Annotated in this window: 19 protein-coding genes; 6 read left to right on the top strand and 13 right to left on the bottom strand. The window is 50.2% G+C overall.

Features of this window, described 5'->3' with window-relative positions; genetic code table 11:
• Positions 1-187 precede the first annotated feature (187 nt).
• The 3 genes from UNDYM_RS20100 (at position 188) to UNDYM_RS20090 (ending at position 2643) form a co-directional block, all read left to right on the top strand.
• Entirely contained in the window at positions 188-814 is a 627-nt protein-coding gene (locus tag UNDYM_RS20100; RefSeq protein ID WP_162042644.1) for a TetR/AcrR family transcriptional regulator, read from the top strand.
• Between the two features lie 283 nt (positions 815-1097).
• On the top strand, positions 1098-1904 hold the full coding sequence (locus UNDYM_RS20095; RefSeq protein ID WP_162042643.1) for a hypothetical protein: 807 nt from the start codon (positions 1098-1100) through the stop codon (positions 1902-1904).
• Between the two features lie 190 nt (positions 1905-2094).
• Entirely contained in the window at positions 2095-2643 is a 549-nt protein-coding gene (locus UNDYM_RS20090) for a cytochrome b (RefSeq protein ID WP_162042642.1), read from the top strand.
• Between the two features lie 89 nt (positions 2644-2732).
• Here the strand turns inward: UNDYM_RS20090 and UNDYM_RS20085 are convergent, their stop codons facing one another.
• Positions 2733-3479: a polysaccharide deacetylase family protein gene (locus UNDYM_RS20085; RefSeq protein WP_162042641.1), complete on the bottom strand. Its 747-nt coding sequence runs from the start codon at positions 3477-3479 to the stop codon at positions 2733-2735.
• Positions 3480-3944: 465 nt separating this feature from the next.
• On the opposite strand from UNDYM_RS20085, the gene UNDYM_RS20080 reads away from it, so the two are divergent.
• Positions 3945-4274, top strand: coding sequence for a hypothetical protein (locus UNDYM_RS20080; protein ID WP_162042640.1), 330 nt, complete (start codon positions 3945-3947; stop codon positions 4272-4274).
• 45 nt (positions 4275-4319) lie between these two features.
• Here UNDYM_RS20080 and UNDYM_RS20075 read toward each other — a convergent pair whose 3' ends face one another.
• From UNDYM_RS20075 to UNDYM_RS20055, 5 genes are all read right to left on the bottom strand, one after another.
• The gene (locus UNDYM_RS20075; protein ID WP_162042639.1) at positions 4320-5711 is read right to left on the bottom strand and encodes a hypothetical protein; all 1392 of its coding nucleotides are present in this window, start codon (positions 5709-5711) and stop codon (positions 4320-4322) included.
• A 180-nt stretch (positions 5712-5891) separates the two neighbouring features.
• The gene (locus UNDYM_RS20070; RefSeq protein ID WP_162042638.1) at positions 5892-6251 is read right to left on the bottom strand and encodes a hypothetical protein; all 360 of its coding nucleotides are present in this window, start codon (positions 6249-6251) and stop codon (positions 5892-5894) included.
• Positions 6252-6546: 295 nt separating this feature from the next.
• A complete protein-coding gene (rsgA, locus tag UNDYM_RS20065) occupies positions 6547-7626 on the bottom strand; it encodes a ribosome small subunit-dependent GTPase A (RefSeq protein WP_162042637.1) in 1080 nt (359 codons plus the stop codon).
• A 384-nt stretch (positions 7627-8010) separates the two neighbouring features.
• Complete coding sequence (locus UNDYM_RS20060; protein ID WP_162042636.1) at positions 8011-10185, bottom strand: DUF4214 domain-containing protein; 2175 nt, start codon at positions 10183-10185, stop codon at positions 8011-8013.
• Between the two features lie 173 nt (positions 10186-10358).
• Positions 10359-11123, bottom strand: coding sequence for an SDR family oxidoreductase (locus UNDYM_RS20055; RefSeq protein WP_162042635.1), 765 nt, complete (start codon positions 11121-11123; stop codon positions 10359-10361).
• Between the two features lie 415 nt (positions 11124-11538).
• Between UNDYM_RS20055 and UNDYM_RS20050 the strand changes: the two genes are divergently transcribed.
• On the top strand, positions 11539-12894 hold the full coding sequence (locus tag UNDYM_RS20050) for a glycosyl hydrolase family 18 protein (RefSeq protein WP_162042634.1): 1356 nt from the start codon (positions 11539-11541) through the stop codon (positions 12892-12894).
• An 85-nt stretch (positions 12895-12979) separates the two neighbouring features.
• On the opposite strand, the gene UNDYM_RS20045 is transcribed toward UNDYM_RS20050, so the two are convergent.
• Both UNDYM_RS20045 and UNDYM_RS20040 read right to left on the bottom strand, forming a co-directional pair.
• On the bottom strand, positions 12980-14338 hold the full coding sequence (locus tag UNDYM_RS20045; RefSeq protein ID WP_162042633.1) for a PIN-like domain-containing protein: 1359 nt from the start codon (positions 14336-14338) through the stop codon (positions 12980-12982).
• 145 nt (positions 14339-14483) lie between these two features.
• Positions 14484-16271 (bottom strand): DUF262 domain-containing protein, encoded by a 1788-nt coding sequence (locus UNDYM_RS20040; protein WP_162042632.1) that lies wholly within the window; start codon positions 16269-16271, stop codon positions 14484-14486.
• A gap of 423 nt (positions 16272-16694) precedes the next feature.
• On the opposite strand from UNDYM_RS20040, the gene UNDYM_RS20035 reads away from it, so the two are divergent.
• Positions 16695-17561: a hypothetical protein gene (locus UNDYM_RS20035; RefSeq protein ID WP_162042631.1), complete on the top strand. Its 867-nt coding sequence runs from the start codon at positions 16695-16697 to the stop codon at positions 17559-17561.
• Positions 17562-17857: 296 nt separating this feature from the next.
• Here the strand turns inward: UNDYM_RS20035 and eutC are convergent, their stop codons facing one another.
• The 5 genes from eutC to UNDYM_RS20010 form a co-directional block, all read right to left on the bottom strand.
• A complete protein-coding gene (gene eutC, locus UNDYM_RS20030) occupies positions 17858-18658 on the bottom strand; it encodes an ethanolamine ammonia-lyase subunit EutC (RefSeq protein ID WP_162042630.1) in 801 nt (266 codons plus the stop codon).
• Complete coding sequence (locus UNDYM_RS20025) at positions 18655-20058, bottom strand: ethanolamine ammonia-lyase subunit EutB (RefSeq protein ID WP_162042629.1); 1404 nt, start codon at positions 20056-20058, stop codon at positions 18655-18657. The genes eutC and UNDYM_RS20025 overlap by 4 nt, the downstream gene beginning before the upstream one ends.
• Positions 20055-21470, bottom strand: coding sequence for an ethanolamine permease (gene eat, locus UNDYM_RS20020; protein WP_162042628.1), 1416 nt, complete (start codon positions 21468-21470; stop codon positions 20055-20057). Before eat ends, UNDYM_RS20025 begins: the two co-directional genes overlap by 4 nt.
• A gap of 226 nt (positions 21471-21696) precedes the next feature.
• Positions 21697-21909, bottom strand: a complete 213-nt coding sequence (locus tag UNDYM_RS20015; RefSeq protein WP_162042627.1) for a hypothetical protein — start codon at positions 21907-21909, stop codon at positions 21697-21699.
• Positions 21899-22510, bottom strand: a complete 612-nt coding sequence (locus UNDYM_RS20010) for an RNA polymerase sigma factor (RefSeq protein WP_162042626.1) — start codon at positions 22508-22510, stop codon at positions 21899-21901. The genes UNDYM_RS20015 and UNDYM_RS20010 overlap by 11 nt, the downstream gene beginning before the upstream one ends.

The raw sequence follows: 22510 nt of genomic DNA, 5'->3' as shown, positions 1-22510 counted from the left end.
TCCTGAAGTGTATAAGAAAAACCTTAAATTAGAATAATATTCTAAAATAGAATTAAATTCTGTTTTGGAATAATATTCCAGAACATTTTTCTGTGTCAAGCGGTTTACTCCCGGGTGAGCTGCGGTATCATCGGCATCAAATGGTCATATTCATTCACTCTCTTACACATTTGCAGGCAGCATAGATTTGGCAACGGCAGACGTACTCGAACGTAATTACCCCGGCAGGCGTGCGCAGTTAAAGCGCGATATCCTGCTGGGTGCACTCGCCTGTTTTAATGAACACGGCCTGGACCTGACCACGATAGAAATCATCAAGCAGCATTGCGACACCAGTGTCGGCAATATTTATCACCACTTTGGCAGCAAAGAAGGCCTGGTGGCAGCACTGTTCTTCAGCGCGCTCGAAGACCAGGCGCGCCTGCTGGCAGACTACCTGGGCAAAGCCCAGACCGCACAGGAGGGCGTGGCCGCGATCGTTTGCGCCTATGTCGATTGGGTGACTGAGCAGCCAGAACTGGCACGCTTCCAGTACCAGGCACGGGCAGCAATTGCCAAAGGGCCGCAGGCTGATGAACTGGCCAGCCGTAACCGCAGCCGCAACAAAAACCTGCATGCATGGTGGGCCGCACCCGGCAGGCGTGATCACATCAAACACATACCCGATGATTTGCTGCCATCGCTGCTGATAGGCCAGGCAGAAAACTACTGTCGCGCCTGGTTATCAGGGCGGGTGCATACCTCACCCAAAAAATACCGTGAGCACCTGACACAGGCGGCCTGGAATTCTTTGGTAGCGAGGCCGCTGGAATAGAGCTTGGGTGGGGTGATACTGAAGGCAGTTCTGATTCAGATGGTGTAGATCGTATTTTGATAGATGAGGTGTCAGCTATTATTTGTTTGGTACCCAGGCACCAAGTGCCGACTTATCCCGCTGCCTGTTTAACAGTTTCGGCGCGATTAAAAGTCAAGACTTGCCTGTCAGGCCTGAAAAGTAACTGCAATTATTTCACATTCACCTGTGCGAATGTCAGAGCTTATTCTTAATCATACGAACTAAACTATATTTAGAAAATCGACCTCCGAAGGACGTCTGCATGGATGCAATACTTACTGTTATGGTTCCCTGTTTTTTGAATTGGGAATTCGATAAAACGGAAACCCTTTGGAAACGAGAATTAGAAGTGCAAGGTATCGTCAACCCGGTGTCATTCCGCTTTGGCGAGCATATTAAGATAGAGCCAAGGCCGATTTACCAGTGGCTGGCCAAATTTATCCCGGATGGAGAAGTTAATTGGCATTCCTTTGTTTTATTCGGGGATTACATCAATATGCTGGAGACAGAAGCTAATGGCTGGATTGAACCAGACGAGGCGAAACCTACAGGCCTTGATATCGTCATTAAGCACATTTGCGACGCTACGCCAAATTGCGTATGGGTATTCGAACCAGGTGATGAGGCAATCGATTTGATTTATGCAAACAAAGGCGCAACTTGGATTTTTGAGAGAATCAAATCTGCGATGGACCGGAAAAAAACGTTGCAGGCTTTTGCCGTGTTTGAAGAAACACAGCTATGTCAGCAAAATTTGCAGAAAACAAAGGAGATGGCAGAAATTAAGAGGAAATTGATAGGAATATTAACGATGCACTCTAAAGGCTTCTATACTGAAGATGAGGTAATTCATGCCGCAGTGCAGTTAATGGGCAAATCAGAGATTGATATTGAGTTGTGGCATTCTTTGCCCGAATGGGTTCGGAGAGATATCATTGATCAATTGGCTGATTTCCATGCAGAGACCGAGCTTTACCTTTTTCACCATAGCCAAAGCGGAATGGTCAATATTGTTAAAGGGCAGTATCTTGCCTTGAAGTCCTGGCTTTTGAGAATGAACTTGATTTAAGGACTTGGCTTTTGTGAAATTAACCCGGTTTTCACCGTAACGGCAAATGTAATCAAGACACAATGGATTACGGATGGCAAGCACAGAAATGATTTTCCATGCTGTCTTGGCCTTGATCGGGATGATGGGCGCCTGCTCTTGCTATTGACGTGCAATGTTTCGAGTTCACAAATTTTGGGGTAGGGTATTCATGCATACAAGTTCAGCTTTGACTTCAGCCTTGGTCTATGATCGCCGTACCATACTGTTCCATTGGCTCAGCGCCATTCTCGTGGTGGGGCTTTGGGTAATCGGGCAGACGATAGACTTTTTCCCAAAAGGGGCGCCGCGTATTACGGTGCGTAGCCTGCATATCAGTTTTGGTGTCTTGCTGGGCGTAGTATTGATATTGCGACTCATCTGGCGCAGAACCACAGGCACCCGGTTACCAGCGGCAGATCCCGGCATGCTGGGTAAACTGGCGGTAGGCGTACATCATCTGCTGTACCTGCTCATGGTGGCCATAGTGATCATTGGGATAGCCGCAGTATGGATACGCGGGGATAATTTATTCAATCTATATACAGTACCAGCATTTGACCCTGCCAACAAAGAGCTCAGACATAATGTCGTCGAGTTGCACGGATTGCTGGCCAATATCCTGCTTGCTCTGGCAGCTTTTCATGCAGCGGCTGCCTTGTGGCATGGTCTGGTCAAAAAAGACGGCGTGTTGCGGCGTATGTTGCCAGCCAAATCTTGATGTGGATGGGCGCACTGAGTGAAGCGTGAGACTTGGAAACGTCCAAGTTGCCTGAAGCAGCGGAGGGTGACAGGCAGTTATCTGCCGCATCAATTGGATAGTGCAACGCTGCGTCTGGCCGTCTGCTGTTTTTGTAAATCCACCCTCTGCAATTCCACCTGATCCAGCCGCACAAAAACAAAACCCTGCTTCAGGGTGTCGGCCAGCGCCACCGCCAAACCTTCAGCAGAATCAGAGGCAGGTTTGTTCATGTGGGCGATGATGACGTCGCCTGCCTGCAGGCGTTTGAATTGCTTGATGATGGCTTGCTTGCGCAGGGTAGCACCCTGGTCGGCGTTAAGGGAGAAGCCAGCGATCTTGTAGCCCATGCGTTTGATTTCATCCATGGCTTGCGGGTCATATTTGGCGCTGGCACCGCGGTACCATTGCGGTGTCGTGCCGATGGTGCTGGTGATGGCTTTGGCACCTTCGCTGACTTCACGTTGCAGGCTGGCGATGTCCGGCTCACCAGCCATACCATAGACTTTTCTGCCGGGGCCTATGATGGCGGGGACATGCTTTTCGCCGTGGTCTTCAACATCAAACAGGTCAAGGTTGGCCTTGATGATGGCGACACCTTGCGGGTTTTTGTCCAGCCATTTCTTGGTGACAAAGATGGTGGCAGGAATGCGCTTGCGTATCAGAAAATCGAGCAACTCAGCATCAAACTTGCCCGAACAGGCGTCCAGCGTCAGCGCTATTTTTTTGCCTGTGATGGTGGGCGCAGCGATGCGGGTATGCACTTCAACAGGCATGGCTTGCAATGCTGGCGTCACCAGGGCGATGCTGAGCAACATTGCCAGTAACTGAAGCTGGGGTAAATAGTAAGATAAATTAGCGCGGCAAAATTTCATGTCACATAAGCTTAATTATTCTATAAGCTGCGAGTATAAGGAGTTACAGTTTGGATGCAGCTTTAATTACATTTGGTAAAACCCGGTGGAAATGAAAGTGTGTGTGCCAGCGCACAGACTTGAACGCCTGCGCTGTCTAGAATAGCTTCACGTTGCAAAGAACTGTATCACCTGGCAGATAAGCCAGGGAGCAGGGATAAACACGGCATACATGACATGTCATCCTGGGATATAGATTCACTTTACAGATAGTAAGGGCGTTTAATCCGGCTTGGGTGACTTTAAAAGAACCTGCCACTGGTAGGTTTTTTTTCGTCTTGCGTTATTGCTTGCCTTGCCTGTTTGACAAAGCAATTGATATGTCTTAGGGTAGTGTTTCTATATTTTTTTGTGATGACACGATCTAAAATGAAATCCACATTTGTCTTGCTCAGCATGCTGGCAGCCTTGTCGGCAAATATCCCCGCCTTTGCAGCCCCCGATACCAATAGCAGCAGCGTCAAGATAGACGGCGATACCAAAGTCTCGACCATTGATGGCGTGGCAGGTATTGCTAATGAAAGCGGTAATATCCTTGAACTCAAGGATGGCGAACTCAGCCTCAATGGTACCGTTGTCTATAAAAAGAAGGGTATGCTCAAGGTGCGGCTGGTGCACAAGGACGCAACATTCAGTCTGACTGTCGATGGCAAGAACGTGCCGCTGCCAAATATTAAACCGGCACCTGCATTGACCTGATAGCAGGTCAGCACAGACTTGCAGCATGCAAGTGCGGGGTCTGTGTTACTGCTCTTGCCTGGGCATGCCCGGGCAAATCTCAGGCATTTTGCGTCGTTTGAATAAATTGACCAGCGCCTGATTTTCGGCGCTGAGGGCACGTGCATACAGTGCATGGCCATTGCTATTGTCACTGTCTTCGCCCTTGTTGCTGGTCTCCGGGCAGATAAAATCGCGCAGTTGCTGGTCATTGAGGCGGTCAAGCACTTCCAATACAGCAGGTGATGTCTCGGCATACACGTCGATGAGATCGCCGCCACCACGGTTAAGCTCGCGCATATTGTTGCTGCTCTTGATCAGGTAGGCCAGTAACCCGGCACCGCCATCTTTGGCTGCTGCCAGGCCGCCTTTAAGGGGCAGCTTTTCTGCCAGTGATGCTGCCTCCTTGCCATTCATTTCACGCAGGTGTGACTGTATGCGTTTCTGGTCTGTTTCGCTGTAGGCTATTGGCCCCGCATCGGCATAGCCAAATCTTTGCAGGGTCCAGATTTGCTGTGGCGACAGCATGCTATCGTTCTCAGGCAGCGCGTACGGGTCAACACCTGCATCCAGGGCAAACAGGAGGAGATCGACCTTGCCGCTTTCCATGGCGATAGTCAGCAGCGAGCGGTCATTCGCGACGATTTTCATATCCACATTATGCGCCTGCAAATAGCGCAAAATAGTCAACAGGCGATCTTTGTCTTTGGTGTCTGATGTGGTTTGCTCATCGTTCAGAATATCCCACCATGCCGGCGCGACTTTGCTTGTGTCGGGGACATAAGCATATTTGGGCGAAGGGCAGGCGAGCGACAGCTTTTGCTCGACAAATACATCCAGCAAAACGGTATTCATGCTCTGCAAAACCGGTGGCAGGTAGGTGCAGTAGGCGCGTCCATCCTTGTCATTGCTCACCGCATCTTGCAACAGGATGCGCAATGCCTGCGCATCGGCCTGCGGCAACACGCATTCGTTCAAGGCGCGCAACTTGTTTTCTATCTGATGCCTGCCCGAGGCCAGTTCTGATTGCAGCAATTCATGATTGCCCTCACAGGTATTGATGCGCAAGAAATTATGCTGCCAGGCGTCTTCTTCTACGCGGGCGATGTGTGCCGCATCCTGCTCTTGCTGGTACTGCTTGATTTCATGCGCAATGTAACCCATGCCCATGCTGCCCGCCATGCACAGCGGGAAAACCAGCACAGGCGTCGCCAGCATGGCGAGCAAACGCGGCAATAAACTGATCTTCAATTTGACCAGCACCACGACCATGGCAATCAGGCTGACTATCGCACTACCAATAGCTGCATAGATCAGCTCTTCGACGTTGGATGTGGGTGAAAAAGCAAAGGCCGGGCTGGTGAACGAGAAACAGAATAGTGTGAAAAGCAGGCGGCTCAGTTTTGTAATACCAGGCATGCCATGTGCTGGATGCAAGTGAGAGGAGGCGTGATCTTTTTTGCTGGTCAAGGTAGGGTCTGCTTTTTTCTCTATACTAATGTCAATAACTGATGCCACCAACAAGCCAGGCGGATTGTTGATGGCATAGTGACTATAGCACGATGCAGGCTGCACTTTAAAGAAGCTGTCTCGCTCCCGTCAGGCAGTAAAACTATGGATAAGCTCAATCTCGCCAACGATATTGGCATTCATGAGCTCGACATCTTCTGCCGGTATCCACCACTCTGTATGTATGGCACCACCCACGGTCTGGACTGGGTAATTGTCCATGAAGCTCTTGCTGACCTCAAAGCGCGTGACATAGCCAGAGCCGCTTGCTGGCACATTCCAGTCCCTGGCAATCTGTATTGCGTATTCCACATTGGTCACCGGGTAAAAGATAGGTTGCTCAGGCAGACGGGGCGGCCATTTCTTGTTGCCACTGTCGCGCACCAGTGCCAGCTCTTCAGGGCCGGTAGGGCGGTAGAGTGTGACGGTGGTGATGTTGTGCGTAGTCATGATGCGCTCATTTTGGGTTGTAAGGTCCATACTATAAATTACTTATTTTTAAATTACAACTAACTTGGTTGCGAATTTTATTTAAGATGCGATGCCGGGATGGCAAAGCCATTCAAGCGTTGCAAACCGCATCTCACAATTTACCGGATTTGCGGGCCGCGATAACACTGCTGGAGTACCAGTCCGTGGTCTCCAGCTTGTGTCACAACATTTGCGTCACTGTTGCATCATGGACAGAATTTATCCAAAACGCATCCCAATCGCATCCCAATCGCATCTCAGGCCTATCGCAAACCTAGCTCCGCTTCATCCTGTCCTTCTCCTTCACTGAGCGCATCAAGACCTTCCACTTCGACCTTGCTGCTATCCGTTCCAGCGGGGTTTGCTGGTGGCGGCGGGTTTCGCGTTGCAGTTTCTGGAAGTTGCTGAGCCTGTCTGCATCAATGGCATCGCGCACGGCGCAGCCGGGTTCGCTCTGGTGGCTACAGTCGCGGAACTGGCACTCTGTGGCCAGTGCATCAATGTCAGCAAAGCTGGCGCTGAGTTCCTGCTCGTCGAGATTGAGTTGCAGGGTGCGCAGGCCGGGGGTATCAATGATGCAGGCACCGCCGGGACACAGGTGTAGCGAGCGTGCAGTCGTGGTGTGCTGGCCGCGGCCATCAGTGGACCGCACCGCACCGGTATCTTGCGCGCTGCTTGCCAGGGTATTGGTCAGCGTCGATTTGCCCGCGCCGGATGAACCAAGCAAGATCAGAGTCTGGCCTGCCACCATCCACGGTGCCAGCAAGTCTGCTGTCGTGCTGCTCTGGCCGTTGACCGCAAGCACAGGCACACTGGCAGACAGGCGTTGTTCCACCTCTGCCAGGCGCGCCTGCGCATCTTCGTGCACATCAGCCTTGGTCAGCACGATGACGGGGGCGACCCCGGCGGCCTGCACCAGTGCCAGATAACGTTCCAGCCTGCGCAGCTTGAAGTCGCTGTCCAGGCCCATGACGAGCAGGGCGGTATCGACATTGCTGGCCAGGGCTTGCAAACGTCCTTCATTATTGCGGCGTGCCAGATGCGTGAGTGGCGGCATGCGGGCGATGAATCTATAGCCAGTGCCGATATCGCCGTTATTGCTCAACAGGCCCCAGTCACCCACGGCCAGGCTGTTGTCATCTGCCGCCAGCTCATGCAAGAGACGCGGCAGGGCGCGCACCTGCATGGTCTGTCTGCCATTGTGGACGACCAGGTTGTCGCGGTGTACTTCAGTAATACGTGCCATTTGCAAGCTGGCATCGTCGTCATTATCTGCTGCCAGTGCGTGTAGCTGGTTGGCGATAGCCGGTGTCAGGCCGATCAGGCGCAGGGATGCGAAATCAAAATTGATCATGATAAGTGTGTCTGTCCATATTCATGGGCGTGCATCGTTTTTTGATGCACTAAACCATCCCGCAGCCACGGCAAATAAGAAAAAAGCCAGGGCGAGCAGGAACGAAAAAAGAAAATGGAAGTCGGCGCGATCAGACCCGAAAGCGGACGCGCATCAGCACACTAGCGATAAGCTTTATAAGACGCCAGGAGAAGATGTAGGCAGCGATGTGGGCAGATCAGGCAGCCGACAAGAGGGCAATATCCGTGGTTCTCATGATGTTGTCTCCTGTGGTGGTTGATGGAAGCTGTAGTGTGCCAGTAGTAGATGGGGGCGTCAAGTGGCAACCATTCCCAACCAGTGTAAACAAATGCGGGCATTGCCCACGGGATGCAAGCCGCCAGCTCAATAGGAAATAATATCCGTCACATCAATATGAGCAGCACCTATGAGTTTGACCAGGATATCGTCGTAACCCACGTAATCACCAAGATTGATTTTATGTTGATACAGGTAGGTGCCAGCTGCTTCACCGTTATCAATGTTGATGATATATGCCTGACCGGCTGTGTTGGATAATCGCTGCTTGGCTGCTGCTGCACCATCGACTATATTTTTCCGCAGGCTATCATAATCAGAAGTGCTGATCGTGAAATTGCCAAGTGTCGTTGCTGCCAGCCCTGTGATGAACTTGTCTGCACCAGTGACATTGAAATTGCTGACCGTCGTCAGTATGTTTTTACTGCTCATGGACCAGGCATTTTTTATATTCAACAGATCGTCTCCGCCTCCTGTCGTAGCGAGCTGCAGATTTGTTGTGGTAAAGCCGATGGTATTAAAATTGAATACTCCCGATTTGCCTTCTGCTTCGACGATATCAACTTTGCCGTAGCTACCCAGCACGGTGATTGAGGCCCCGGGTACATTGACGTTCACCCTGGTAGAAGAACTGTTTGCTGAGGAATAAAGCGATAGCATGCCTGTTCCATCCAGATTGATGGTGATGGCACCATTGTCAGGAAGTGTAGTGTAGGCAGCATAAGTAGAACTATAGCTCCCAGACATACTGACGTTGACCGTACCTGTTATTGCTTCGTTAGTGATATAAGACCCTGCCCGCATCCCCAGACCGGTGATGGTATAAGAGCCTGCGCCACCAAGTTTGAGCATGGAAGTCATATTGCTGACATCGACAGTGGTCGCCACATTGCTCGTTATTGAATGCACGACATCATTGCTGTCCTTGATGCTCAGAGTGCCACCTTTATCTGTCAGGCGGATGTCACGAAACTGGCTATTCGCAATAATGAACTTGCTGTTGCCGCCCAATGTCAGGCTGGATGCCTTGACTGAAGTGATGTTGACTTGCTGACCATTGTTCACCGTCAGCGAATTATCATTGCTGCCGAACATGTTGATAGTGATGGCACGCGAAGGCGAGAGTGTCAGGCTACTTTCGTCACCTCGCAAAATGATGCTATTGATACCCAGCATATTTGCTGTACCTAAAGTGGCCGCACCACTATTTGTAATTTCCAATATATGTTCACCAGCCGTGGCATTAATGAAATTAAGAGTCGCAGTAGCCAGGTTTGCGTTCGTTGTTTTGATATAGGCACGTCCCTGCTCTGAGGCTTGGATGACGCTCTGATTAGCCCCGCCCAAGGTGACGGATGAGCTGCCGGTAATATTGTTGAGCTGTACAGTTTGGCCCGCCAGATTGCCCAATACAATATTGTCGCCGCCATTGAGCTTGTTGGCATTAATGTACTGGAAACTGTTCATGAATTCTGTGCCAGCAAAACTTGTGTCTGAACCTGCTTGCAAATTGAGTGTTTGTACTCCGGTGATGGTGCTTGAAGTGTGACTGACTGGTGAAAAATAGGTATTCACATTCAGTGCGACATTGCCGTTACCGCCATTCAGACTAGTGTTGGGCTTCAGTAGCTGACTATCATCTGCAGAGAAGCTAAAGTCAGCATTCTTGCCAGTATTATTCTGCCCGCCTATTACAGGAACGATGATGGCATTAGCGAGCCTGTCGCTACCATATGGCGCATTGGAAATCAGCTTTTCTATCGCGATACCCAAGTTATTAACCGCATCCGTGCCGCTGGCATTGTCAATAACTGGTGCCAGCCAGCTCTTGGCCAGATTGAATACTGAACCACCCATACTATAGGCATAGGCTGCCGCAGCGTCCGTTGCCAGTTTTTTTGTAAAAGCAATCGCCGCAACATTCTTGGATTGCACCGCCATCTGGTCTGCACCTGTGGCACCGTTCAAAATCGCAATCGCTGCTGCCCCTATGCTGACCTTGCCGGATTTGATCTGGCCACTCCAGTAGGCCAGACCATCAGCATCAGCCTTGTGGTTGAACAGGTTGTTGTACAGGGCATTAATGGTTTGTTCTGCCGTGAACCCGGCAAAGGCACTTGCATATTCCTTTTGTTCAGAAAAGCTCTGCGCGATCTGCAAGAGGCTCAGGCTGACATCCTTCCAGTAAGCGAGACCAGCCTTGTCGGCAGGGCGGTTGAAATAAGCGATGTACAAATTCTGGATCTCGACTTCGGTAGCCATGTAAAAACCTTGTTGCTGAGCGGGAGTGGGGCAATGCTTTACTAAAAGAGACGGCATCATCGCAAAAAAACAGGAACTTGTATATATGCAGGTGCAAGCAAGGTGAGCAGGATGAGCAGGGTGCGCCGTGCGCACCCTGCCAGTGGAATGTCAGTGCAGGTAAGGAACTCGCTTCAAGTTCTGTTCACCGACACCCCTCCATCGACGAGCATCGCTGTACCGGTCATGAATGAAGATGCATCCGATGCCAGGAACAGTGCAGCCTGCGCAATTTCTTCTGGCTGTGCCAGGCGCTTCAAGGCATGCAGGCTGGCAACCTGGGCCATGGCCTCTGGTGTGTGATTCATTTGATGTGCCATTGGTGTCTCTGTGCCGCCAGGCAAGATCGCATTCACGCGTATGCCTTGCGCGCCAAATTCTGTTGCCAGTGCCTGCGTCAGTCCATTCAACCCCGCCTTGCTGGCGGCATAGGCGGCTACACCAGGAAAACCCACCGTATGACCGACAAAGCTAGATGTAAAAATCAGGCTGCCGCCACCTCGTTTGAGCATCGCCGGGATCTGGTATTTTGCCGCAAAAAATGCACTGTTCAGGTTGGTGTCCAGCGTGTCTTGCCAGCCCGCAGCAGACACTTGCGGTGTTGCCCCCATTTCACCCATGGTGCCTGCATTATTGAAGGCTATGTCGAGACCGCCAAATTCCTGCTCGGCAAATTCAACCAGGGTTTGCGCATAGGCTTCCTGCCTGACATCGCCCGCAATGCCTGCAGCACGGCCACCCGCCTGCCGTATCTGTGCCACCAGGCTGTCCAGTTCAGGCTGTCGCCGCGCAGCGGCAATTACGGTCGCCCCTGCGCTGGCAAACAGCAAGGCCGCAGCCCGCCCTATGCCTGAGCTGGCTCCGGTGATGATGGCGATTTTATTGTTCAGTTCTATCATGCTCTTCCTCTTTATGGTGTCTATATCGTGTTGGACAAGAGCAGGCAGTATTGATGTTCAGGCCCGGACAGTCTCGCCAGAAACGGACTGGGGATTTCGCAGAACCAGAATGCGTACGTGAGGTGCAAGGCAAAGCAAGTAAAAAAACTGGAAATAAATTGTTTTTTTGATATAATAAAAATGTTAACTTTTCTGCAATCTCTCATGCTGCTCCCGGCATAGGAATTGATACCGGAAAAGCTAACGTCAATTCGCTTTTTAGCGTGATTGCAAAGCCCACCCAGTCCGATTTCTTTATGAAGATATGCAGATGGCATGAGGTTTCGCGCCGACTTTATGGCCTTTACGGCCATCATGTTGATGGCTGCATATTGAGGATAGGCAAACTATCACATCAATCCAAAGGAGTACCAACATGGCAGACCTGGCAAATGGCATCAATGCGTGGATCTTTCTGAACGAAGATGAACCACCCGGCACCAACTACAACAGTACAAACAGTTGCTTTCAAACACTCATCAGCAATAAAACCTATAACAGCGCCAACTTTCTCGGCATCGCTTTTTTTGCGGTCACCCCAGCCGTGAATGGTGACACCATAGAAATTGGCAGTTCAACGCATGAAGGCGGGCTCACGAATCAGGATTATCTGAATTCTGTGCTGCATGATGCGCGCCAGGTCAACCCCGGCATCAAGTTTCTGGCGACCATGGTGTATTCAGGCAGCAATACCTTGGCTGCGATTTTTTCCAACCCAGGTGACCCGCAGACACAGGCAACACAATTTGCCAATAATCTCGTCAGCTATCTGCAAGGCAATGGCATGAATGGCCTTGATATAGACTGGGAAGGTGATGTCTCCGACGACATGACTCAGGACCAGTTCAAGATACTGTTCTCCACGATACGCCAGGTATTTGATGAGCAGCCTGTTAAATATTTTCTTTCATTCACACCTGCCTGGCCGACTGATTCCATAGACTACCCCACCGTCAACAGCGCCTTCGATTTTGTCTCGCCGCAGTTCTACGACGGCACTCCTTTATCCAGCTTCATCAATGCCGGTATTTCGCCGTCCGTAATCGGTTATGGCGCACAGTTTGAACCAGGTAATTCGGCACCTAACGCCAGCGCACAACAGGTATGGAATGCTGTTTCCACAGGCTTTAACAGCGGTGGCAAGCAGTACAATTATCAGGATATTTTCATGTGGCGCCTGAACTCAGGCAACTTCCAATTCGAGCAGGCACAGTTCATGATCCTTGATCAGCTCGCCAATCCGCCATCAGGCAATGCCTTTGACGACACCGCGATTATCGCAGCAGCGGGCAACCCGAATATCACGCAAGTAACAGTGCGCTCCGGTGATGTGCTCAACGCCATACAGTCCGTCAACACCGGCACCGGCCCTTACAACATCGGCACCCAGAACAAGGAAACCGGCATCTTCACCACCCTGCAGCATGGTGGCAATAGCGGGGCCAGCCAGGTGGTCAACATTCCATACAACGACCCTATCGTGTCTGTCTCTGGCTACACCGGCACATGGTTTGGCTGGCAATGCGTGTTGCAACTGACCCTGACCGGAAAAAGCGGCACCAATTACGGCCCCTTCGGCAGCATGGCCCACGCCAGCTCCAGCAAAGCTTTCTCACAAACAGCCCAACGGGGACAAAGCGTGGTTGCATTCAAGGGCAGCACTGTGACCGTGCCACTGGCAGATGGTAGCCAGACAGCGATCATTGCCAGTTTGAATGCGGTTTTTGCCTGAGTGATTTTTGCCGGACCTGTGCGGGGAACTGTGTGGGTCCGGTGTATGCCGGTATCGCCTGACTTATGCTTTAGTCGTTTGAAACTTATAGCAGAAATTCAAGTGGAGGGTGGAACTTAATATCAAACCTAATGTGAGGGAGCGCGTTGCCAGAAATGTCGGTAACAGCCCATGCCGTGCCAGGCCGTCCAAGGTGAAGTTCTAGCAGAGGGTAGTGTGCGTCATCTCTAGTTATTTTTTTGTATTCGTCTTGAATGATTTTTAAATTAGGATGCCAAATTATTTTCGTGTCGTCTTCTGCATACTCAACCCATCCCCCCACATCCCACGGTACAAAGATATTAGACCGTATTAGATGAATCCCTACATAAGATACTGAAGTACGGTCAACTGGATTAGAAAATTTAATTGATATTTGGCTGAATGTCTCAATATCTAATTGTTTAAGAATATCGGGGGAATATTCAATTAACCCCATCGAGTTCGCACGAATCGCAGATGCATGAAAATTAAGATAATTTAAAATCTGTGATGTAGCATTCACATCTTGAATTGAATCTGAAGACACTTGTGACGAGAAATATTGATTGGCATATTTTAAAAAACTTTCTACGTTATACATGTGAAAAAAATCTATTTCACCTTCGATATGAGCTTCGTGTTTTAATTCCATTCTTGGACCAATTGTTCTTCCTTGAAAGGTCTCCCACCAGTCACTTTTCCCATCACCTGTGATAAGAAAAACGGTCTTTTCCTTCGAAAATTTTGCATGCGACAAAATTTGGCTCCAAATGATGTAGTCGCCATATTTTTTTTGGTAACGAAGGCCATCGTAACTAAAATACACTTCTCCGTCTTTGTCTTTTTTTGTGTCTTTATAGCCCGGTGGAATATTTTGGTCAAATCGGGTATCTGCAATTTTAAATAATGCGTCAATTTCATCTTGTGATTTAAATTGGCTACCTACTTTTCCTGAAAACAACTCCTCTATCTTATTTTTTATAAAATCTTCCTCTTTAATTTGCAACTGATGAGAATTTAAATTTTCTAGTTCTTCAAGAAATTTAGATTTTATTTCTTTGTAAGACGCTATAAATTTTGTAGGGTCAATTAATGCATGGCGTTTTGCAAACTGTTCATTTTTAAAGTATTGTTCCAATTCATTGAAAGAATCAGAAACTATTTTTTTTACATCTTCAAAACTCTTGTTTTGATCTGAAATAACAGTCAATCTATTGCGATAAAATTCAAGAGCAACATGATGCGGTATCCAAATTCGGCCATTTAATTGGTCGAACAATTTTAAGAAATCTTGTCTAGTGGTTTCCTTATACCGATACAAATTCAAAAGAACGTTTGTATCAAAAACAAACAAGGCGTTCTTCCAGGCTTCAGAAAATTCATCTTCCTTGTAACCGGAGAAGTATATAAATTTTTCTCTCATGCAAACCTCGATAGTCTGGAAAGTTTTATATTGGAAAGTCAGTCCAAGTAGGAGCGATTAGCAATTGCACTCATGGCTGAATTTGTAGAAATGTCACACCTGCTTCTGCTTACGCAGTCCTTTTCTTCAGGTGGTGCTTGGTTAACTAAAGTCCAAAATGCGGTTTTAGTTTTGAGATAAGCCGTTTTTTCCTGCCCTCATAAAATGAGTCAAAATTACTCAACTCCAAGTCTCTATGCCCTGGTTTTGGGAGTAAATTGAGTGCACAGAACTGCCTCCGGTCTGCCATTTTTTTGGTTTTAAGGTAGTCAACAAGTGGAGTTGCGCCTTTATACTGATTATCGCGTGCTAGCAATTCCAAGTTTGGAAGAGCGTCTCTCTTCCAATCGAGCCATTCCTGAATTTTTTCTGGATCGGTTATTCCGTGATTCTTAAGGTTGTTGGAATTAAATTTACTTTTCGGATGAATATGATCCACCTCGTATCTATGAACTTTAAAATCCACTGTTGGATAGATCAATGAGAGTAAGAAGTATGCGTGGGGACTTCCATATGAAGTTTCATCGACTAATTCTTGAAGACTCTCTAGGTCAAGCGACATTGATCTCTGTCCTGGAAGTTTCATATTGAGTAGTCCCTGAAAGTCAAGTGTTCTTCCCACTTTCAATTGTTTGTTGATTTCTGTTCTGAATCTTTCAAGAACTTGGTCGTTTTGTCCGCTAAATATGCTATTTATCTGCGAAATAACGTAGTACCGTTGTAGAGTCTTTCTTGAAGAGTTCGTTTTTGTGACACCTTTCTTCATAATGTAATACGCGATCGGGATAAGCGCATTTTCCGATAGATTTGGATGATTAATATATCCAATTTCTGGAAGAAGCTCGCACAAGTTCATTAAGCTTGTTTTGATCTCTTCCCAACTATTTTTTATTTTCTCTACATTCCCGATTTTGAATGCACCTAGATTATATTTTATCGGGGAGTCGGTAAGCATCAAGCAGGCGCGCATAACGAAATCCTGAGAAATGTCTAGACCGCTTTCTTGCATGGAGTTCACTAAACCCAAAATTTCATTACGCCCCTCGCTCCATTGCGAAACGAGCACTGAGAAAAGCAAATCTGACTTCTTCAATGTCATGCCACCGCTATTTATGCGAGTGAACATCTCGACTACTTCGTCAAGATTTTGATTGTCAATATCGAAATAGAATAGCCTTTTCTCATGAAGCATGCGCCAGATAGACTCAAGTTGAGCAATGATACTTTCTGTTCTATTAAAGAACTGAGTCGTTACAATTTTCTTGTTTTGTTGCTTAACACGTGTGGTGAGAGGGCCTGCGACATAATCTCTCACGCTTGAAATTTTTTGCCATTTCAATGCTAGGCCAACCTCAAACCAGAGGCTTTTGTCAGTTAATGTTTTGGCTGAGTCGCTTCCTAAAAATTGAAAAATAGATTCGTCTTGATCTTTTACGCTCTGTGCAAAGAGGTTTAAATGCAGATTGGAGTCCACGAAACTAGTCGAAACATTTCTAAGACCCTTACCGCTTTTCTTGTATCTATAAGTGCCAACCAAACCTATAAACAGACTACTCAGTCGCTGCTGCCCATCGACGACGGCGAACACGTTATTTTCTAAGAGATTGACTGAGGCTAAACCATCCCCAGTTTTTTCTCGTTTATTTTCGGAGAAATTTCGAGCGAATCGATACAACTGGTAGTACTTAGATGTGGCAGGAGAGACATTCCAAAAAATGCAGTTGCCAAGAGGATAATCACGATAGAGCGAATCGAATAATTTCAAAATGCGTTCTTTATTCCAGACAAAACTGCGCTGTATGGGGGGAGGAGGATTTCCTCTCGATGTATCATTGACATCGCGGTGCTTACGCTTAAGGTTTTGATCTTCATTTTTTCTTTCCAGTAGGACCATAGATGCTGCTAATTGCAAGCGGTTGTCTGCAGCGGTAGCAACAACGTAAATGCGAATCCAAGCAGTGAGGCAACTTCTGCCCACGCTTTTATGGCATCAACCCCCATGATTACCACTCTTTAAATTATTGGTTGAGTGATGAATAATTTGCATCAAATTTATTGTAATTGTCTTTTATTGTTAATATGTTAAATATTGTGGAATTTCAATTGTGCTGAGCTCACAGCCATATCCATTTTTCTGCCAGTCAACTGATTTTCATATTCTGTTAGTTATTCTATGAACCTCAGCTTTTCCTGTAGGACTCCACCGACCAAATTTTGAGAAATCCGCCATTTGATCCACGCGGCGGGATTGCTATGCTTTACATGCGGTCTTATACCTGCATCTGTGCATACTCAATTCAACGTCTGGAGCAAGCTCATGTCCACATCATTACTGGCTTTCATTCCTCAATTTACTTTTCGCAGGCGGGTGTTGCGGCCAGCGGGGGCAATGGTGGTCTTGCTGGCCTGCACCGCGGCGGGCAATGTCCTGGCGGCTGATGGAGCCACCGGGGTGTCACCAGCGCTTGACCGCATGAGTCTTTCTCTCGGCGCAGTCCGTGCGGATACCAGTTTTCAGCTGGGTGTCAGTACTCCTTCAGGGCGTTATGAAACGCCTAGCTATGAAGGTGAACGGGTGACCATACCCAGGGTTAGGGCTGACTTTTTGCTCGGGCACAGCCAGGGTGTTTCGCTCGATTATTACCGCTACGATAAATCCTATTCTTCGAACCTGAATGGCAGCACGACCCTGAATGGGCAGCCGCTGAGTGGCACGGCGGCTTTGGCGGCGGATGCGCGGCTGGAGATAGGTCAGGTGGCTTACCGTTGGTGGATGGGGCAGGGGGCTGATGTGGTGGGGCTGGGGCTGGGTGCGGCGTATTACCGGGCGACTGTGGGCGGCACGGTGACAGGCTCGGTAGCTGGCATAAGCAATAGTGGAGCAGATGGTTTTGAGCGTAGCACCTTTGCACCCTTGCTGGAGCTGGGCTGGCGTCATGCGTTCACGCCTGCTACGCGCATGTTCGTCGAGGCTTCTGGCGTGAAGAAAAACGGCGGCAGCCTCAATGGCCATATTTACACAGCGACGATAGGCGCGGAGTGGTTCCCGGTAGAGAATATCGGCATCGTGGCTGACTATGGTGTATCCCGGATCAGCCTCACTCGCGATCTTGGCCGCGAAGACAGCGCGCAACTGAATTTGCGTCTGCATGGGCCGTCGGTTTATGTGAAGATGCGGTTTTAAAAAAAGCTTGGTGGTGCTGTGAGAGATATGCAGCAATCCATTTTTCACATGTGCAAAAGCAATTAGCGTATACGGCGCTTGAGTTTAGTAGGGGGCATTGCGATGCACCGCACGCAAGCGTGGTTCACGGTCATGTCAATTGCCTGCGGATGCGGAAATGACATGCGGCGCATTACAATGCGCCCTACGTCACGGCAGTTGCAATGGATGTTAAACAAGGAGTAGGGTGCGCCGTGCGCACCACTTTATTTTTACATACAAATTACATAAGCGCGAAACGGTGCGCATGGAGCACCCTACTTTTCCAGCAAGAAATTCGACACGCTTTGGCTGCCAAGCTGAACAGGTGCTTCGGTTTCGTCCTTCAATGCCACACCCGTTAATCCACGTTTGCGTGCTTCAGTCAGCAGGTAATGCAATTTATACGCAGCGGTGTCGTAGCTGAGTCCATCCGGGCGGATGTTGGATATGCAGTTGCGGGCGGCGTCGGTCAGGCGTGGCTGTGGTGCCCAAGTCAGGTAGGCGCCCATGCTGTCTGGTGAACTCAGGCCTGGTCTTTCACCTATCAGTACCAGCACTGCGCGGGCGTTGAGCAGTGCGCCTGTTTCGTCGCCGATGGCGACTCTGGCTTGCGTGGCGATGACAATGGGAGCCAGGTTCCAGTTATCAGACGTGAGTCTGTTCAGCAAATTTTCCAGCAAGGGTAGAGCATTTTGTGTAACGGCAGGGGCTGACAAACCATCTGCAATGACGATGGCGAGATCAGCAGGTGGTGATGCCAATTGCCCCAGATGCTGGCGTGCTTCTTCATTCAATCTGCGGCCCAGGTCTGGTCGCTGCAAATAAGTATTGCGGTCATGTGCTGCGCTGTTGACGTGCAGGCTCTCATGCCCGGCTTGCTGTAAGGCCTGCGCCATTGCGCTCACATCCAGCGCCTGATGCACGGCATCGCGGGCACGTGCATGGGCAAGCTGGAAAGCCAGTTGCGCACCGGTGGGTACGCTGACACCGGCGCGGCCCAGGGCAATGCGTGCCTGGGTAAACTGGCGCAGGGCTTGCCATGGGTTGGCATGGACAGGAGGCTTGGATGTGCTCATGTCAGTCTTCGCAGTGCAGTTTCAAAACCAGACGGCAGGGCGTCATGCAAATGCAATTGTTCATCATGTTTGTATATTTCCATCTGCTTGAGCCATGCTTCAAATTCTGGTGCAGCCCGCAGGCCCAGCACGCGCCGCAGGTACAAGGCATCGTGGAAAGACGTGCTCTGGTAATTGAGCATGATGTCGTCCGAACCCGGCACGCCCATAATGAAATTGCAGCCTGCGGTGGCGAGCGAAGTCAGCAGGATATCCATGTCGTCCTGGTCAGCCTCGGCATGGTTGGTGTAGCAGACATCGCAACCCACGGGCAGGCCCAGCAGCTTGGCGCAGAAATGGTCTTCGAGGCCAGCGCGTATGATTTGCTTGCCATCGTAAAGATATTCAGGCCCGATGAAGCCGACCACAGAATTAACCAGCAGCGGCTGGAATTTACGCGCCACGGCATAGGCACGTGCCTCGCAGGTTTGCTGGTCCATGCCATGATGCGCGTTGGCTGACAAGGCGCTGCCCTGGCCGGTTTCAAAATACATGACATTCTGGCCTACCGTGCCGCGCCCCAGCGACAGGGCGGCGCTGCGTGCTTCTGCCAGCAAGGCCAGGTTAATGCCAAAGCTGCTGTTGGCCGCTTCTGTGCCAGCTATCGACTGGAACACCAGGTCCACCGGTGCACCACGTTCTATCGCCGCCATGGTATTGGTCACATGCGTGAGCACGCAAGACTGGGTCGGTATCGCATATTGTTCGATGATGGCGTCCAGCATGTGCAGAAGCTTGATCACTTGCGGTACATTGTCGCTGGCGGGGTTGATGCCTATCACAGCATCACCGCTGCCGTACAAGAGACCATCAAGTATGCTCGCAGCGATGCCTGTCGTATCGTCAGTAGGGTGGTTGGGTTGCAGGCGCGTGGCGATGCGGTTTTCCAGACCCAGGGTGTTGCGGAATGTCGTGACCACGCGGCATTTCTTTGCCACCAAAATCAAATCCTGCACCCGCATGAGTTTGCTGACGGCGGCTGCCATTTCAGGTGTGATGCCAGGGGCCAGCGCCGTCAGCGTTGCAGTATCTGCCGCATCTGACAACAACCAGTTACGAAAATCTCCCACGCTCAAATGGCTGATGCTGGCAAAGGCTGCCGCATCATGTTCATCGATGATGAGGCGGGTGACTTCATCACTTTCGTAAGGCACCAGTGCTTCATTGAGAAAGGTTTTCAGCGGTAACTCTGCCAGACACATTTGCGCCACCACGCGTTCTTCTGCAGTGCTTGCGGCCACACCTGCCAGCAAATCGCCAGAGCGTAGCGGTGTGGCTTTGGCCAGCAAGTCTTTAAGGTCGCGGAACTGGTAAGTGCGCGTGCCGACGATGTGGCTGAATTGTGCAGGCCTTATGCTCATCTTGCTGCGGTTTCCGTAGTCATGGGATTGCTGTCTGCTCCATCCTGTAAGGGTGAACGCTTGCCAACTGTCATCGCATGATAGGCATAAGCCAGCGCCATGAACAGGCAAAAAATCCCGAATATCAGCAAATTGTAATAGATCATGGTCGCCATGCAGATGCAGGCACTGATCAGCGCAAAGGCCGGTGAGTAAGGATAAAACGGTGCGCGGAATGGCCGCACTGTATCTGGTTCGCTACGACGCAGTTTGAACAAAGCCAGCATGCTGACGATATACATCAGCAGCGCGCCAAAGACGCTCATGGTGAGGATATTCGCCGTCAGGCTCTGGCCGCCTATCTTGATGAGTTCATCGCTATAAATCGCAGCGATGCCGATGGCGCCACCTGCCAGAATTGCGCGGTGTGGCGTCTTGAAGCGCGGATGGATTTTGGCAAAGAAATGCGGCAGGTAATTCTCACGCGCCAGCGCAAAAATCTGCCGTGAATAACCAAGTATGATGCCGTGGAAAGATGCGATCAAACCAAACAGGCCCAGCCACACCAGCATGTGCAGCCAGTTGCTGTTATTGCCCACCACCAGCTTCATCGCCTGCGGTAGCGGGTCATTGATATTCGCCAGCTTGGTCCAGTCACCCACACCACCGGCAAACACCATGACACCGATCGCCAGCACCACCAGAGTGACGATGCCGCCTATGTAAGCGATTGGGATGGAGCGCTGCGGGTTGCGCGATTCTTCTGCCGCCATCGCCACACCCTCTATCGCCAGGAAAAACCATATCGCAAACGGAATCGCCGCAAACATGCCAGGTAAAGAGGCCACGCTGAAATGATCTTGCCCGGCCCAGCCACCTTTGGTGAAATTGCTCATGCTAAACCCTGGTGACACCACGCCCATGAACACCAGCAATTCAAAGATCGCCAGCAGGGTGACAGCCAGCTCAAAATTGGCCGCAATCTGTATGCCCAGAATATTCAGTGTCATGAACACCAGGTAAGCCCCCACCGCCGCCGTCTTGGGATTGATTTCAGGAAATTGCACATTCAGGTAAGCACCTATCGCCAGCGCAATGGCTGGTGGCGCAAACACAAATTCGATGAGGGTAGCCGCCCCGGCAAAGAAGCCACCGAGAGGCCCAAAAGCCCGCCTGCTATATGCAAACGGCCCACCCGCATGCGGTATCGCCGTGGTCAGTTCAGTGAAGCTAAAGATAAAGCTGGTGTACATCGCCGCAATGAACAGCGCCGTGACCGTGAAACCCAAAGTCCCGGCAGAAGCCCAGCCATAACTCCAGCCAAAATATTCACCTGAGATGACGAGACCCACCGCAATACCCCACAACTGCAAACTGCCCAGCGTAGGTTTTAACTGCGCAGTCGTGCCTGAGCTTGCCTGATCGGGTGTCATGGATAGCCTCACTGTGGGGTAGGTATCTTGAAGTATCCATGATTCGGGGCGTTATCACAAGTGCCAGAATTGGGTTGGAGGGGCGGTTCTGGGAAGATGGTGATGGTCCGTAGGTTGGGCTACGCCTCATCAGCCCAACACTGGACTTTTGATATACGTATACGTTATTTACGCGCCGAGTGTTGGGCTGGTAAAGCGTAGCCCAACCTACGAGGAGCGGCCCAACCTACGATAATTTTTTCTTCCGCCTCTCATACAAAGCCTCAATCAAACCCATCATCCAGCACATGGGGCAGCCGCGCATCAACAAAAATGCAGCTATGAGTGCCAAGCCTGACCAGATCATGCCAAAAGGTTCAAGCAAGAAAGCGGCAATCACCAGGGTCAGTGCACCAAGACCGCGCAGCAAATGCACTGTCACAGACGTACTACAAAACATGATCGCCTCCATCAGGTTCAGCAACTCCGGTAACTCCGGCAGCGTTGGCAGCCTCGGGTGCACCATCCTTGAGCCAGTAACCGCTGTTCAGCAATTGCTCACGTACCTGTGCACGGGCGCGGTGCAGGCGGCTTTTGACAGCTTCCAGGCTCAGGCCCAGCTGGGCGGCGACTTCGGGTGCGGTCAGTTCATGCACGTCACGCAGTATCAACACTTCGCGGTAAGGAGGCGACAGCCTTTCCATCGCGCGTACCAGGTCCATGCGCAAGTCAGTCGGTACCATATTGGCCATGGGCATGTCGTGTTCATTGAGCTCATCCAGGGCTTCATGGTATTTCTTGAGGCGGAACAGGCGGTAGCACTCACGTTCAACGATGCGGAACATCCAGGTCGCGAAGGTTGCCGCACAGCGTAGCGCGCCTACCTTGCGGTACAGCGACCACAAGGCCATTTGCACCGCGTCTTCGGCATCCTCCGCATTTGAACAGGTGCGGCGGGCAAAGCGCTTGAGGTCGGGCTGGCAGACTTCCAGCAATGTGGCAATGGCTTTGCCATCACCTTGCCGGGCGGCTTCGATTAATTGAGGGCGGGACAGGCTCAT

Source organism: Undibacterium sp. YM2, from assembly GCF_009937975.1.
Classification (GTDB): domain Bacteria; phylum Pseudomonadota; class Gammaproteobacteria; order Burkholderiales; family Burkholderiaceae_D; genus Undibacterium.
Note: the sequence above shows the minus strand (reverse complement) of the source record. Positions and strands in the feature narration are given on the sequence as shown.

Coding starts and splice junctions, on each gene's coding strand:
- UNDYM_RS20010 (WP_162042626.1), bottom strand. CDS start 22,510: ATGAGCCTGTCCCGCCCTCAATTAATCGAAGCCGCCCGGCAAGGTGAT.
- UNDYM_RS20075 (WP_162042639.1), bottom strand. CDS start 5,711: ATGCCTGGTATTACAAAACTGAGCCGCCTGCTTTTCACACTATTCTGT.
- UNDYM_RS20040 (WP_162042632.1), bottom strand. CDS start 16,271: ATGGTCCTACTGGAAAGAAAAAATGAAGATCAAAACCTTAAGCGTAAG.
- eat (WP_162042628.1), bottom strand. CDS start 21,470: ATGACACCCGATCAGGCAAGCTCAGGCACGACTGCGCAGTTAAAACCT.
- UNDYM_RS20095 (WP_162042643.1), top strand. CDS start 1,098: ATGGATGCAATACTTACTGTTATGGTTCCCTGTTTTTTGAATTGGGAA.
- UNDYM_RS20055 (WP_162042635.1), bottom strand. CDS start 11,123: ATGATAGAACTGAACAATAAAATCGCCATCATCACCGGAGCCAGCTCA.
- rsgA (WP_162042637.1), bottom strand. CDS start 7,626: ATGATCAATTTTGATTTCGCATCCCTGCGCCTGATCGGCCTGACACCG.
- UNDYM_RS20090 (WP_162042642.1), top strand. CDS start 2,095: ATGCATACAAGTTCAGCTTTGACTTCAGCCTTGGTCTATGATCGCCGT.
- eutC (WP_162042630.1), bottom strand. CDS start 18,658: ATGAGCACATCCAAGCCTCCTGTCCATGCCAACCCATGGCAAGCCCTG.
- UNDYM_RS20085 (WP_162042641.1), bottom strand. CDS start 3,479: ATGTTGCTCAGCATCGCCCTGGTGACGCCAGCATTGCAAGCCATGCCT.
- UNDYM_RS20015 (WP_162042627.1), bottom strand. CDS start 21,909: ATGTTTTGTAGTACGTCTGTGACAGTGCATTTGCTGCGCGGTCTTGGT.
- UNDYM_RS20045 (WP_162042633.1), bottom strand. CDS start 14,338: ATGAGAGAAAAATTTATATACTTCTCCGGTTACAAGGAAGATGAATTT.
- UNDYM_RS20035 (WP_162042631.1), top strand. CDS start 16,695: ATGTCCACATCATTACTGGCTTTCATTCCTCAATTTACTTTTCGCAGG.
- UNDYM_RS20070 (WP_162042638.1), bottom strand. CDS start 6,251: ATGACTACGCACAACATCACCACCGTCACACTCTACCGCCCTACCGGC.
- UNDYM_RS20080 (WP_162042640.1), top strand. CDS start 3,945: ATGAAATCCACATTTGTCTTGCTCAGCATGCTGGCAGCCTTGTCGGCA.
- UNDYM_RS20060 (WP_162042636.1), bottom strand. CDS start 10,185: ATGGCTACCGAAGTCGAGATCCAGAATTTGTACATCGCTTATTTCAAC.
- UNDYM_RS20025 (WP_162042629.1), bottom strand. CDS start 20,058: ATGAGCATAAGGCCTGCACAATTCAGCCACATCGTCGGCACGCGCACT.
- UNDYM_RS20050 (WP_162042634.1), top strand. CDS start 11,539: ATGGCAGACCTGGCAAATGGCATCAATGCGTGGATCTTTCTGAACGAA.